This is a genomic window from Haloarcula sp. H-hyl6 (assembly GCF_056934455.1).
This window is the reverse complement of record NZ_JBRIIK010000001.1, coordinates 602,363-615,149: the sequence shown is the minus strand read 5'-3', so window position 1 is coordinate 615,149 and position 12,787 is coordinate 602,363. Positions and strand designations below refer to the sequence as shown.

15 protein-coding genes are annotated in these 12,787 nt (G+C 67.7%); 8 read left to right on the top strand and 7 right to left on the bottom strand.

Going from position 1 to position 12,787, the window contains the following annotated elements; all coding sequences use genetic code 11:
• The first annotated feature begins 117 nt into the window (after positions 1 to 117).
• Together Hhyl6_RS03175 and Hhyl6_RS03170 are read left to right on the top strand one after the other, a co-directional pair.
• Positions 118 to 1,662, top strand: a complete 1,545-nt coding sequence (locus Hhyl6_RS03175) for a DUF790 family protein (RefSeq protein WP_483737774.1) — start codon at positions 118 to 120, stop codon at positions 1,660 to 1,662.
• A gap of 104 nt (positions 1,663 to 1,766) precedes the next feature.
• Positions 1,767 to 1,976, top strand: a complete 210-nt coding sequence (locus Hhyl6_RS03170) for a dodecin family protein (RefSeq protein ID WP_483737773.1) — start codon at positions 1,767 to 1,769, stop codon at positions 1,974 to 1,976.
• A gap of 1 nt (position 1,977) precedes the next feature.
• Here Hhyl6_RS03170 and Hhyl6_RS03165 read toward each other — a convergent pair whose 3' ends face one another.
• The gene (locus tag Hhyl6_RS03165) at positions 1,978 to 2,484 is read right to left on the bottom strand and encodes a DUF7122 family protein (RefSeq protein WP_483737772.1); all 507 of its coding nucleotides are present in this window, start codon (positions 2,482 to 2,484) and stop codon (positions 1,978 to 1,980) included.
• A complete protein-coding gene (locus Hhyl6_RS03160; protein ID WP_483737771.1) occupies positions 2,481 to 3,389 on the bottom strand; it encodes an RsmB/NOP family class I SAM-dependent RNA methyltransferase in 909 nt (302 codons plus the stop codon). Before Hhyl6_RS03160 ends, Hhyl6_RS03165 begins: the two co-directional genes overlap by 4 nt.
• Before the next feature lie 237 nt (positions 3,390 to 3,626).
• On the opposite strand from Hhyl6_RS03160, the gene Hhyl6_RS03155 reads away from it, so the two are divergent.
• Genes Hhyl6_RS03155 through Hhyl6_RS03140 form a run of 4 tightly spaced genes read left to right on the top strand, consistent with a single transcriptional unit; the run spans position 3,627 to position 7,285 of the window.
• The gene (locus tag Hhyl6_RS03155; RefSeq protein ID WP_483737770.1) at positions 3,627 to 4,364 is read left to right on the top strand and encodes a proteasome assembly chaperone family protein; all 738 of its coding nucleotides are present in this window, start codon (positions 3,627 to 3,629) and stop codon (positions 4,362 to 4,364) included.
• The gene (sppA, locus tag Hhyl6_RS03150; protein ID WP_483737769.1) at positions 4,364 to 5,359 is read left to right on the top strand and encodes a signal peptide peptidase SppA; all 996 of its coding nucleotides are present in this window, start codon (positions 4,364 to 4,366) and stop codon (positions 5,357 to 5,359) included. Before Hhyl6_RS03155 ends, sppA begins: the two co-directional genes overlap by 1 nt.
• A gap of 43 nt (positions 5,360 to 5,402) precedes the next feature.
• Complete coding sequence (locus Hhyl6_RS03145; protein ID WP_483737768.1) at positions 5,403 to 6,527, top strand: DUF373 family protein; 1,125 nt, start codon at positions 5,403 to 5,405, stop codon at positions 6,525 to 6,527.
• A 35-nt stretch (positions 6,528 to 6,562) separates the two neighbouring features.
• Positions 6,563 to 7,285 (top strand): diphthine--ammonia ligase, encoded by a 723-nt coding sequence (locus Hhyl6_RS03140; protein ID WP_483737767.1) that lies wholly within the window; start codon positions 6,563 to 6,565, stop codon positions 7,283 to 7,285.
• Here the strand turns inward: Hhyl6_RS03140 and Hhyl6_RS03135 are convergent.
• Positions 7,282 to 7,632, bottom strand: coding sequence for a winged helix-turn-helix transcriptional regulator (locus Hhyl6_RS03135; RefSeq protein WP_483737766.1), 351 nt, complete (start codon positions 7,630 to 7,632; stop codon positions 7,282 to 7,284). The two genes, Hhyl6_RS03140 and Hhyl6_RS03135, sit on opposite strands and share 4 nt — an antisense overlap.
• Before the next feature lie 77 nt (positions 7,633 to 7,709).
• On the opposite strand from Hhyl6_RS03135, the gene merB reads away from it, so the two are divergent.
• Complete coding sequence (gene merB / locus Hhyl6_RS03130; protein ID WP_483737765.1) at positions 7,710 to 8,324, top strand: organomercurial lyase; 615 nt, start codon at positions 7,710 to 7,712, stop codon at positions 8,322 to 8,324.
• A gap of 12 nt (positions 8,325 to 8,336) precedes the next feature.
• Here the strand turns inward: merB and Hhyl6_RS03125 are convergent, their stop codons facing one another.
• Complete coding sequence (locus Hhyl6_RS03125; RefSeq protein WP_483737764.1) at positions 8,337 to 9,305, bottom strand: nucleotidyltransferase family protein; 969 nt, start codon at positions 9,303 to 9,305, stop codon at positions 8,337 to 8,339.
• Between the two features lie 86 nt (positions 9,306 to 9,391).
• Between Hhyl6_RS03125 and Hhyl6_RS03120 the strand changes: the two genes are divergently transcribed.
• Entirely contained in the window at positions 9,392 to 10,144 is a 753-nt protein-coding gene (locus Hhyl6_RS03120) for an NUDIX domain-containing protein (RefSeq protein WP_483737763.1), read from the top strand.
• A gap of 15 nt (positions 10,145 to 10,159) precedes the next feature.
• Here Hhyl6_RS03120 and mce read toward each other — a convergent pair whose 3' ends face one another.
• From mce to Hhyl6_RS03105, 3 genes are all read right to left on the bottom strand, one after another.
• The gene (gene mce, locus Hhyl6_RS03115; RefSeq protein WP_483737762.1) at positions 10,160 to 10,549 is read right to left on the bottom strand and encodes a methylmalonyl-CoA epimerase; all 390 of its coding nucleotides are present in this window, start codon (positions 10,547 to 10,549) and stop codon (positions 10,160 to 10,162) included.
• Positions 10,550 to 10,590: 41 nt separating this feature from the next.
• Positions 10,591 to 10,956: an SHOCT domain-containing protein gene (locus Hhyl6_RS03110; protein ID WP_483737761.1), complete on the bottom strand. Its 366-nt coding sequence runs from the start codon at positions 10,954 to 10,956 to the stop codon at positions 10,591 to 10,593.
• Positions 10,957 to 11,078: 122 nt separating this feature from the next.
• Positions 11,079 to 12,761, bottom strand: coding sequence for an acyl-CoA mutase large subunit family protein (locus Hhyl6_RS03105; protein WP_483737760.1), 1,683 nt, complete (start codon positions 12,759 to 12,761; stop codon positions 11,079 to 11,081).
• Between the last annotated feature and the right edge of the window lie 26 nt (positions 12,762 to 12,787).

Sequence of the window (12,787 nt, the reverse complement as noted above, 5' to 3'; positions counted from 1 at the left end):
ACCTGTACCACGAACAGGCCGCGTCCGTCACGACCGGCGCCTATCCCACCCCCGGGTCGTCGCCGTCCCGTCGAGTAACACGGGGTGCTTTTGCCCGTCGCCGCCGGAGTGACGGCCGTGCTGACGAAGGACCTCCTGCGCGTCTCCCGGGCCGGCGGTGGCTACCATCCGCAGTTCGCCGACGAGTCCCGGGAGCGACTCGCCGGCCGCGTCCTCGGCGTGTATCAGGGCCACGTCGGCGAGACACGGGCGGACCTGCAGGCGGCGCTCACCGACCTCGAAGGCGAGGCGGCGGACTTCAAACTCGTCCGCGGGTTCGCGAAACTCGTCGAACGCGAGGCTGCCTTCGAGACGCGAGCGGCGGTTCCGCCCGAACGGGCGCGCAAGCGTGTGTTCGAGGCCGCAGAGGCCGTCGGCGTCGTCACCGAAGCGGAGCGACGCGAGGCCCTCGACAGGGCCGCGGACCGCCTCGGCATCGACGCCGACGCGACCGAGGCGTCGCTGTACGCCGACTTGGAGGACCGGCAGGTGCTCGCGGCGGTGGACGCACGCTGGACGCCCGCCGAACTCGTCACGCAGTACAACCTCTCGCTGGCCCAGACGGCGCTGTTCGACGCCACCGAGGTCCGGGTCCGCTCCTCGGACCCGACGACGCTCGTCTCGGCGGTCAAGCGCCTCCGCCTCATGTACGAGATTCGCCAGACGCCCGACGGGCGGGAAGTGGTGGTCACCGGCCCGGACGCCCTGTTCTCGAACACGCGCCGGTACGGCACTCGATTCGCTCGCCTCCTGCGCACCGTCGCGCAGGCGAGCGAGTGGACCCTGACCGCGACCGTCGACGACCGGGGGACCGACCGGGAACTCCGTCTCTCGGACGCCGACGTGTCGGTTCCCGGCGTCGACCCGGTGGCGGAAGTCACGTACGACAGCGGCGTCGAGGCGGACTTCGCCGCCCGCTTCTCGGCGCTGGGGCTGGACTGGCGACTCGTCCGCGAACCGGAACCGCTCGAAGCGGGCGAACACGTCGTCGTCCCCGACTTCGCCTTTGAGTGGACCCCGGGCGGCGACGCCACCGTTCGGGACACCACAGACCCCGACGCGCCGTTCCGCGTCTTCTTCGAGGTGATGGGCTTCTGGACGCCCGAGTACGTCGAGAAGAAACTCGACCGCCTCGCCGCGATGGACGACGTCGAGATGCTGGTGGCCGTCGACGAGTCGCTGGGCGTCAGCGAGGCCGTCGACGCCAGCGACCACCGTGCGATTCCGTACTCCGGGACGGTGCGAGTCAAGGACGTTCGGGACGCGCTCCGGCCCTACGAGGACGAACTGGTCGCCGAGAGCGCGGCGGACATCCCCGACGAACTGCGGCCCGACGCCGACGTGGTGTCGCTCGCCGCTCTCGCCGCGACCTACGGCGTCAGCGAGGAGGCCGTCGAGGGCAAGGCGTTCCCTTCCCACGAGCGGGTCGGGCGCACGCTGATTCGACCGGTGGTGCTCGACGAACTCACCGGCGAAATCGAGGCGGGCATGCCCCTCTCCGACGCCGAGTCGGTCCTCGACGAGTACGGCGTCGACGACGACAGCGCGGTCCTCGCACGATTGGGGTACCGCGTCGAGTGGACGGGACTGAGCGGCGGGACCGTTCGAGAGCGAGAGGACTGAGGAGGGGTAAGGGATACCCCGTGCCCGGCTAACACCGGCCTACCCCTCGTGGTCGCCGATAGCCGAATCATAGCTAAGCCGTCGCTCTCTCGATTGGGGACCGCATGACAGCAGTCAAGATAGTCAAGGTGCTGGGCACGTCCACGGAGTCGTGGGAGGACGCCGCCCGCGAAGCGGTCGCACAGGCCAGCGAGACCATCGAGGACATCCACGGGGTCGAAGTCGAGGACTGGACCGCCAACGTCGAGGACGGACAGATAACGGAGTACAAGACGACCGTCGAGGTGGCGTTCCCCGTCCACCACCAGCAGTGACCTAGTCGTCGAGGTCCCGTCGCCGCCCTTTCGGGACCTGCGAGCGGAGTTCGCCGTAGACGTACAGACCGACGCCGACGGGTTCGACCCGCCCCGCGAGGTCGTGGGTGACGACGAGGTAGCCCCAGTCGCCGTCCCAGTCGAGTTCCTGTGCGTGGCCGGCGGCGAACGCCGTCGCCTCGCCCTCAGAGAGGTGGACGACGTTCTTCGTGGCGCGGTCGCCGAAGCGCTGGACCGCCTCTAGCGTCGGCTTCCAGTGTTCCTGCCGCGTCCGGAGGAACGTCATCCCCAGTCCCTCGACGTCGACGGGAGATGGCGGGTCGCCGCGGTAGAGCCATATCTTTCCCGCGCCGCGTTCCCAGAACGTGTGGTCGGCGAACGTCTCCGGTGGCACGCCGAAGCGGTCCGCCCAGAAGTCGAGTACCTCCTCGCGTGTCGCGCGGCCCTCGTCCTCGCGTTCGGCCGCCGTCTCCGGCAAGCGCGTGAACTGCGTGCTGTCGTTGCTCATCCGGTCACCTCCAGTTTCGCACAGAAGAACCCGCCCGTGTCGTTGTGGTGGGGGTAGATGCGTTTGGCCTTCGCTACGCTCGGGTCGAACGACTCGTCCTCCCACTCCGTGACGCCCTCTCGGTGGGTCAGGTCGAGGTCGTAGTCGACGAGTTCGCACGCTTCCTCGGCCAGCGCGTAGTCCAGCACCGCCTCGTTCTCTTCGGGGGCGAACGTACACGTCGAATAGACGACGGTCCCCCCTTCTTTCGTCGCCTGCACGGCCCGGGTGAGGATGCCCTTTTGGACGCCGGAGATGCCCTTCACGTGCGAGAGCGACCAGTCGTCGAAGGCGTCGCGGTTCTTCCGGATAGTCCCCTCACAGGAGCAGGGGACGTCGACGAGCGCCCGGTCGTACTCCGCGCCGCCGAAGGGTTGCAGCGAGTGGTTGCGGCCGTCCTCGTGGGTGACGGCGACGTTCGTCGCCCCCAGTCGCTCGGTGTTCGACCGCAGGGCAGAGATGCGCCCGAGGTTGTTGTCCGTCGCCACGACTTCGCCGGCGTCGTCCATCTGGGCCGACAACTGGGTGGTCTTCGTCCCCGGCGCGGCGCAGGCGTCCCACACTCGCTCGCCCGGTCGCGGGTCGAGGACGGTGGCCGGCACCGCCGACACCTCCTCCTGCCCGTGAATCCACCCGTGGAAGTACGGCCAGTTCCGGCCCGGCGAGTCCTCCGGCAGGACGAACAGCAGGTCGTGCCAGTCCACCGGGTCGTAGGCGACGCCGGCCTCGTCTAAGGCCGTCCGCACGTCCTCGACGGTGGCCTTGATGGTGTTGACCCGAATCGCCGACGGCAACGGCCGGTCGCAGGCCGCCCGGAACGCCTCCCAGTCGTCGACGATGGGGCGATACCGTTCGATGGGTTCCATTTGGACGGGGTTCGTCGGGGGTCTGTTTGTGGGTTTCGAAGCTAAGGGCCGGTATGTCCGCGTAAATCATCGGTGCGTCCGGAGCCACGAACAGCCAGAAACGCCCGCCCGACGCTAGATTGGTCGCTGGCGTCGGTGGGACTTACTGGCTGTCGTCCCTCGCACCACCGTTCGCGTCGTTGCAGTCTCCTCCCAGTAGCCCTGCCTTTCAAGCCGACGGCGGCCGTCTCTCCGGCTATGGCACACGTACAGATACACCGGGACGACATCGAACTCGACGACCCGACGCTCGTCGAGGGACTTCCCGGGGTGGGGCTCGTGGGAAAGATAGCGGCCGACCATCTCGTGGACGCTTACGACATGGTCCACTACGGGACGGCCCACTGCGAGGGACTGCCGGAGATAGCCGTCTACAGCGAGGGCGACCCGACGGTGCGAGCGCCGGTGCGACTCTACGCCGACGAGGAGCGTGACCTGCTGGTTCTCCAGAGCGACGCGCCAGTCTCGCCCTCGGCGGCCGAGGAGTTCGCCAGTTGCATCGTCGGGTGGTTCGAGGCCCACGACGTGATGCCCGTCTTCCTCAGCGGGATGCCCGCCGAGAAGGACGGCGTCCCCGAGGTGTACGGCATCGCCACAGGTGACGGTGCGGCGCTGCTGGAGGAGGCCGGAGTGAGCGCGCCCACGGAGTCCGGCGCGGTCACCGGTCCGACAGGAGCGCTCGTCCACGAGTCCCAGCGCGTCGGGTTGACGGGCGTCGGCCTGGTCGTCGAGGCCGACCCGCAGTTCCCGGACCCCGAGGCCGCGAGGGCGCTCCTGAACACCGCTATCGGCCCGCTCGGGTCCTTCGAGGTGGACACCGAGGCGCTCGTAGAGCAGGCCGAGGAAATCGGGAAGGCCAAGGAGCGACTGGCCCAGCAGATGCAGGAGGCCGACGAGGAGAGCACGAGCGCTCGACCGCTGGGGATGTATCAGTAATGGTCGACGACGACGCAATCCTCCGGGGAGCCATCGTGGTGGCCGTCGTCCTCGTCGCCATCGTGCTGGGGTGGATTCTGTTCGTCTCGGTCCCGGGTGACCTCGCAGAACTGCTCGGGGTCCTGCTGGTAGTGGCGACGGTGGTGCTCGCGGCGCGGATAGGCGGTAACGCCGCCGGGTCGCTGGTGCCCCCACACAACGTCGCAGAGGTGGCCGTCGAGGGGCCGATTACCCGGGACGGCGGGGGCGGCATCGCGAGTCCGCCGACCGGCGCTAGCGCCGACGACGTGGTCGAGCAGATAGAGCGGGCAGACGACGACCGGGGTGCCGACGCCTTGCTCCTGAAACTCAACACTCCGGGCGGCCAAATCGTGCCGAGCGAGGACATCCGCCTCGCGGCCGAGCGGTTCGACGGGCCGACTGTCGCCTACGCCACGGACGTCTGTGCCAGCGGGGGGTACGACATCGCCGCCGGCTGTGACGAACTGTGGGCGCGCGAGGGCTCTATCGTCGGCTCTATCGGGGTCATCGGGTCGCGCGTCAACGCCAAGGACCTCGCGGACCGCGCCGGCCTCTCCTACGAGCAGTTCACCGCCGGCGAGTACAAGGACGCCGGGACGCCGCTGAAGGAGATGACCGACGAGGAACGCGAGTACCTGCAGGGCATCGTGGACGACTACTACGACCAGTTCGTCGAGACGGTGGCCGAGGGGCGCAATCTGGACGACGAGACCGTTCGAGAGACGGAGGCCCGCATCTTCCTCGGGACCGAAGCCGAGGAACTCGGACTCGTGGACCACGTCGGGACCCGCGAGGACGTCGAGGACCGCCTCGAAACCCGCATCGGCGAAGCAGTGACCGTCGCCGAGTTCGAACCGGAGCGCGGACTGATGGGCCGTCTCCGCGGTGGTGCACAGCGGGTCGCCTACGCACTCGGGGCCGGCATCGCCGGGACGGTCGACGGCGACGTCGACGGCATCGCCTTCCGCCGGTGAGTCGCGCGAGGGTTTTTTACCCTCCGACCCACTCTCGGCAACTGTGACCACGTTGGTGGTGTGTATCGACCGGGACAGCCCGGTAGCGGACGAGTGCCCGGTGGTGGGGAGCGACGCCGTCGAGTCGATGATTACCGAGACCGGCATCGTCGACCCCGAAGACAGCCGCATCAACTGTCTGCTGGAGGGGCTTCGGGTGGCCGCCGACCTCGAAGCCGAGGGCGACGACACCGTCGTCGCGGTGGTCGGCGGCGGCGGGGACTCGGTCGGGACCGACCGCCAAATCGCCGAGCAGACCGACGACCTCGTCGCCGAGTACGCCCCGGACTCCGCGGTGGTCGTCGTCGACAGCGCCGACGACGAGCGACTCGTCCCCATCGTCGAGAGCCGAGTCCGCGTCGACGCCGTGGACCGCGTCGTCGTCCGGCAGGCCCGCGACATCGAGTCCACCTACTACCTGCTGAAGCAGTTCCTCGCCGACGAGGAACTCCGGAAGACGGTACTGGTGCCCCTCGGCCTCGCCATGCTCGCCTTTCCGGTCTTGCTCATCGTCGCCGACAGCACCACCATCGCCGTCGGGGCCATCGCCGCCGCCTTCGGCGCGTTCCTCATCTACAAGGGCCTCGGCATCGATACCTACCTCTCGCGCCTGCCCGGCCAGATTCGCGAGGCGTTGTACTCCGGGCAAGTGTCGCTGGTGACCTACGTCGTCGCCGCGGGCCTCTCCGTCGTCGGGGTGTTCGCCGGCGCGCTGGAGATTTCGCCGGTGGGGTCGACCAGCCCCTTCATCCTCGCCAACCGGTTCCTCTTCGAGGGCGTCCCGTGGCTGACCGCGGCGGCGCTCGCGGCCTCGCTGGGCCGCCTGCTGGACGAACTCCTCCAGAAGGAGGGGGTCAGAAGCGCGTACGTGAACCTCCCCTTCGGGGCCGTCGCCGTGGGCCTCGTCGTCCGCGGGTTCTCGGCGTACTTCCTCGAACGGGCCGAGGTGTTCGACCCGTTCCGCGTCCCGTCGATGGACTTCGGCATCGTCGAGATAAACGGGTTCCCGATGGAGGCCGGCACCCGCCTCGCCGTCTTCATCCTCGCCGGTATCCTCATCAGCCTCGTCGGCGTCCGCGTCGCCGCCTACGTCAGCCAGTCCGACATCGAGCAGGAACTGGCCGAATAGACAGCGATTTAGGCCGGCACGGGCTACGGACCGCCATGACAGACGGCGCGTGGGTCTCGCTCTTCTCCGGGGGTAAAGACTCCTCGTGGGCGCTGTACCGGGCCTTGGAACGGGGCTACCCCGTCGAGCGACTCGTGACGGTCCACCCCGAGGGCGACTCCTACATGTACCACGTCCCGGCGACGCGTCTGGCCTCGCTGGCCGCCGAGAGCATCGGCATCCCGCTACTGGAGGTCGAACCCGACGACTTCGAGGCCGAGGCCGTCGAGGACTCCGGTCGGCAGGGAGACGAGGAACTCGAACCGCTGGAGGCCGCCCTGCACGAACTCGACGCCGACCTGCCGGACGGCATCGGAGGTCTCACTGCCGGGGCCGTCGAGAGCGAGTACCAGACGACCCGCATCGAGGCGATGGCCGAGCGCCTCGAAGCGAACGTCTTCGCCCCCCTCTGGCAGGAGGACCCCCGCGCTCTTGCCGACGCGATGCTCGACGCCGGGTTCGAGATTCGCATCATCCGCGTCGCCGCCTACGGTCTGGACGAGTCGTGGCTCGGCCGCCGCCTCGACGCCGACGCGCTGGACGAACTCGAGGCGCTCAACGACGAGTACGGCGTCCACGTCCTCGGCGAGGGCGGTGAGTTCGAGACGCTGGTGACCGACGGCCCACACATGGACCACCGCATCGAGTTAGAGTACGAGACGGAGTGGGACGGGACGCGGGGGACGCTGAAGGTCACGGACGCGTGGCTGTCCGATTAATCGGTTACCTCTCTCCCGCCTCGCTCCTGCGCCCACTCCAGTACCGGCTGGAGCCGTTCGGCCAGTTCTGCGCCGTCGTCGGTCAGTTCGTACTCGACGCGGGGCGGAATCTCGTCGTACTGCTCTCGGGTGAGCAGCCCGGCGTCTTCCAGCGAGTCGAGTCGCGCCGATAGCGTCGACGTACTCGCGCCCGGGATGTGGTCCTCAAGCGTCCCGAACCGGACCGTTCCGTGGACGGCGACGACGCAGACCACGTCCATCACGTACTTCCGACCCAGCAGGTCCAGTACGTCCGAGAGCAGGCAGTAACACCGCGGGTCGTCGGCGGCACAGTCGAATCCTCCCATAGCTTCGTCTCCGTGGACTTGCTCTATTACTTTGGACTTCACAGCTTAATAACTTCGCATTGCAAAGCTAGAGTGCAATGGCAGACGACATCATCGATACCGACGCGCTCGGACCGGAACTGGACCTCGACGACCTCGCGTTGCCGCCGGACGTGGCGGCGAATCTGGGGACGCTGTTCGGGTCGGCCCCGCCCGAGACGGGTGCGGAGTGGGTCGCCGAGATGCGGGCCGCCAAACGAGCGATGGACGGCCGAAATCCGACCGCCGACGACCTGTGTACGACCGACGACGGACTGCACGCGTTCGTCGGGCGCAACCGCCGGCAGGAGTACGTCTGCGTACTCGACCCGCTCGTCGTGCCGTTCCTGCGCGACGAACCGGGAACTGTTCGGTCGACGACGGCGGAACGCGGCGAGACGGTCGAAATCGGCGTCGCTACGAACGGTATCGCCCTGTCACACGAAGCGGCCGTCGTCTCGATTGGCGTCTCCGACCACGTCGACCCCGACGCGGACCCGACGCTGGAGCGTATCTACCGACAGGTCTGTGGCTACGTCCACGTCTTCGCAGACGAGAGCGAGTACGAGACGTGGGCGGCAGACGTCGAGGCGGCGACGACGAGCGTTCCGGTAGCAACCGGCGTCGCCGTCGCGAGAGAACTGGCCGGTTCGCTGTTCGAACCGGCGACGTGAGGGCGGACGGCGTTACCCGCCGTTGGTCAGTTGGGTGTGGGCACCGATGAGGGCACCCGCAAGGTCGAGGCTCTCGATGTGGGTGTCCTTGTCGATGATGGAGTTGCGGATGTCGGCGTCGACGATGGTCGCGTTCGGGAAGACCACCGTGTTGTCGAGACTCGAGTTGACGACTTCCGCACCGGAGAGGACGTGGACGTTGTCGCCGAGCGTCGTGTTCTCTATCGTGGCGTCCTCGGCGACGACGTTCTCCCCCTCCAGTTCCCAGCCGACGGCTTCGAGGTAGCTCTCGGGGGTGCCGATGTCGTACCACGCGCCGTCGAAGGTGAACGAGCGGACGGTCCCGTTCTTCACCAGCCACTGGATGAACCAGCCGGGTTCGTCCGGGTTGTTCCCCTCCGAGAGGTACTCGTCGAAGCGGATGGCGTCCGCGGGGAAGGCGTAACAGGCGATGGAGACGAGCGTGCTCTTGGGGTTCGCGGGCTTCTCTTGGAAGTCGACGACTTCGTCGCCCTCGGTCTCGATGAGGCCGTAGGACTTGGCCTTCTCCAGCGACCCGACGTCGTAGGCCGCCAGCGTCGGGTCGTCGTACTGCTCGAAGTGGTCGACGAACTCCGAGATGTCGAAGCTGATGAGGTTGTCGCCGGCGACGACGAGGAGGTCCTCGTCACCGAGCGCCTCTCTGTCGACGAGTTGGGCCAACGCGCCGACGACGCCGAACTTCTCGTCTTCCTCGTTGGTCTCCTCGACGGTCAGGGAGACGTTCTCGTAACTGCTCTTCGCGATGTGCTTTTGAAAATCCTCGGCGAAGCGCTCGTTCGTACTCACGAAGATGTCAGAGATGCGCTCGTCCGACTCCAACTCGTCGAGGATACGGTCGATGACGGTGGAGTCGCCGACCGGGAGGAGCATCTTGGGCCGGTGTTTCGTGACCGGCCACAATCGCGTGGCGTACCCGCCGGCGAGGACTATCGCTTTCATACAGGACGCGACACCACCGACGGACAAGTTCCTTTTCATCTGACGGCACCGGTCCATTTATCGGCGTCGGCGGGAACGTCCCAGACATGACTGGGGACGACGACGCGCAGGCGGCGGGTGGCGAGGAACCGGCAGACGGCGACGCGACGGGGGAGACGCCGGCGGAACTGGCCGAGACGGCCCTCGACGGGGAGGGAGAGAACGTCATCGACGAGATAAACCACATCAACGTCGGCCAGAAACTGGACGACCTCCGGGCGATGTACGACGACGTCCCGGTGACCGAGGAGACGTTCGAACTGTCGGCCGCCGACTACGCGGAGGTGTTCACCGCGACGAACAGCACCGGCTACGACGGCAACAGCGTCGCCTTCGTCACCCGTGACGGGGAGACGTTCCCGGACCTGAGCGGCAATCTCCCAGAACAGGCGGGCGGGGATACCCGGGACCGCGTGCTGATGGTCCTTGGCCGTGGGGCAGACGTGTGGGCGCTCCCGGGCGGCGGCGAGAAACAGGAGTACGAGTCGATGCAGGGGACCACGCTCCGCCGGATGAACGAACAGACCGGCGTCCGAGCGACCATCGACGGCGTCGAGGAGGTGTTCCATCGCAAGTACTACCCGGACACCGACGCCGAGGGGTCGGTCCACACGCTGGACGTCTACTTCCGCGCCGAGTACGCCAACGGGTCCATCGACGTCGACGAGTCCGAACTCGTCGGTGCCGCGTGGTTCGCCGAGCCACCCGAACGGATGACGGAGGGTGCCGAACGCCTCTGGGAGCGGTTCCTCGACGCGCGCGACAGGGGCGACGAACTCGATACCGGGGCGGGCGAGTAATCGTCCGGCGACCCGTCAGTGTTCGACGAACTCCACGAGGACACCGCCGGTCGACTTCGGGTGGCAGAACGCCACGTCGTGGCCCCACGCGCCCTCTCGGGGCGTCTCGTCGATGAGGTCGACGTCTGCTCCGCGGGCCGTCTCTAACGCGGCCGTGATGTCGTCCGTGGCGAGGGCGACGTGGTGGAGGCCGGGGCCGTTGCGGTCGAGGTAGCGCGGAATCGCCCCCTCCGCGTCGGGGAGCGGTTCCAGCAGTTCGAAGTACCCGTTCCCGAGGTCCAGAAACGTCACCCGTAGCCCGTCGAACTCCTCTTCGTGGGCGACCGGAGCGTCGAAGACGGTCTCGTACAGCGCCGCGAGCGTGTCGGTGTCGTCGGTGGCGACGCCGGCGTGGTCGAACTGCATGTGTGGCTTCTCGTCCGGCCGACGTATAAGTCCCTCCCGCGTCACTCCTCGCGCAACCGCTCCCGGCGACGCTCGTACTCCTCGTCGCTCAGGTCCCCGCGGGCGTACGCCGATCTGAGTTCTTCGAGGGCGGCGTCCCGGCCGTCGCCGCCGGTGACCGCCCGGTAGACGAGATAGCCGAGGCCGACGAGGGCCGCGAGGAAGAGCAACTGGAACAGCAGACCGACGAGCCACATCCACCCCGTTCCGGTCCCGCCCCACATCCCGCCACCGCCCCACATGCCGCCGCCCATCATACCGAACCCCATCATGCCGAACCCCATGGCGAGAGCGGGGAGGACGAGCAACGCACCGAGGGCGAGGAGGACCAGTACCACGAGATTGCTGTCCCGTTCGGTCGCGGTCACGGCGCCACACCTCCGGCCTGTCGAGTCAGATGCATAACTAGAGGTACGCGGCCCCGGTTCAATGCGGTTCCTGTTACGATACTGAACCGAGTGGCTGCGAAAACCTTCGATTCGAAAGGAAGTTACAGCGAAGAGCCGGGCTGGTACTCGCCGAACACGTCCCGGAGCACGTCACAGATTTCCCCGGTCGTGGCGTAGACCTTCACCGCGTCGACGATGTATGGCATGAGGTTCTCGTCGCCCGCCGCGGCGTCGGCGAGGTCGTTCAGCGCCGCCTCGACGGCCGCGTCGTCTCGCTCCTCGCGGACGGCGGCGACGTTCTCCTGTTGGGCGGCCTCGACGGCCTCGTCGACCTCCTCGATGTCCTGTTCGCCCTCCTCCTCGACCTCGTACTCGTTGACGCCGACGATGATGCGCTCGCCGGCCTCCTGTTCGCGCTGGCGCTCGAAGGCCACGTCCTGAATCTGGCGCTGGACCCACTGGTCCTCGATGGCCCGGCGCATCCCGCCGCGCTCGTCGACCTCCTCGATGAGTTCGCGGGCGTCGGCCTCGAGTTCATCGGTCAGCGACTCGACGTAGTAGCTCCCGGCCAGCGGGTCGATGGTGTCGGCCGCGCCGGACTCGTGGGCGAGAATCTGCTGGGTGCGCAGGGCTGTCCGGACCGACTCCTCGGTCGGCAGGCCGATGGCCTCGTCCTTCCCGTTGGTGTGGAGGCTCTGTGTCCCGCCCAACACGGCCGCGAGCGCCTGATAGGCCACTCGGACGACGTTGTTCTCTATCTGCTGGGCGGTCAGCGTCGACCCGGCGGTCTGGGTGTGGAACTTCAACTGCTTGGACTTGGGGTTCTCGGCGTCGAACCGTTCGTCCATAATCTTCGCCCAGAGGCGACGGGCGGCGCGGAACTTCGCCACCTCCTCCAAGATGTTGTTGTAGGAGGCGAAGAAGAAGGACAGTTGCGGGGCGAAGTCGTCGACGTCCAGTCCGGCGTCGACGGCGGCCTCGACGTACTCGATGCCGTCGCCCAGCGTGAACGCTATCTCTTGGGCGGCGGTCGACCCGGCCTCGCGGATGTGGTAGCCCGAGATGGAGATGGTGTTGAAGTTGGGCACCTCCGCCGCACAGAACTCGAAGATGTCGGTGATGAGTCGCATCGACGGTTCCGGCGGGTAGATAAACGTGTTCCGGGCGATGTACTCCTTGAGGACGTCGTTCTGGATGGTCCCCCGCAACTCCTCGCGGTCGACGCCCTGCTTGTCGCCGACGGCGATGTACATCGCCAGCAACACCGCGGCGGGCGCGTTGATGGTCATCGACGTCGACACCTCGTCCAGCGGGATGCCATCGAACACCGTCTCCATGTCGTCCAGCGAGTCGATGGCGACGCCGGTCTTGCCCACCTCGCCGGCCGCCATCGCGGCGTCGGAGTCGTACCCCATCTGGGTCGGCAGGTCGAACGCCATCGAGAGGCCGGTCTGGCCCTCGTCCAGCAGGTAGTGGAACCGCTCGTTGGTCTCCTCGGCGGTGCCCATCCCGGCGTACTGGCGCATCGTCCAGAGGCGGCCGCGGTAGCCGGTCGAGTAGACGCCGCGCGTGTACGGCTCACGGCCCGGGAAGCCCAAATCCTCCTCGTAGTCGAGGTCGGCGACGTCGGCCGGCGTGTACAGGCGGTCTACCTCGTGCCCCTCGGTGTCCGTCGTGAACGTCTCCTTGCGCTCGCCGAACCGGTCGACGGTGGGCTGGACGTCCTCCTGCTCCCACTCGGCTTTCGCCTCGCGGATTTCGTCCAGCTCGTCGGGGTCGAACATGGCCGAGACGTGGACGGGGTTCGGCT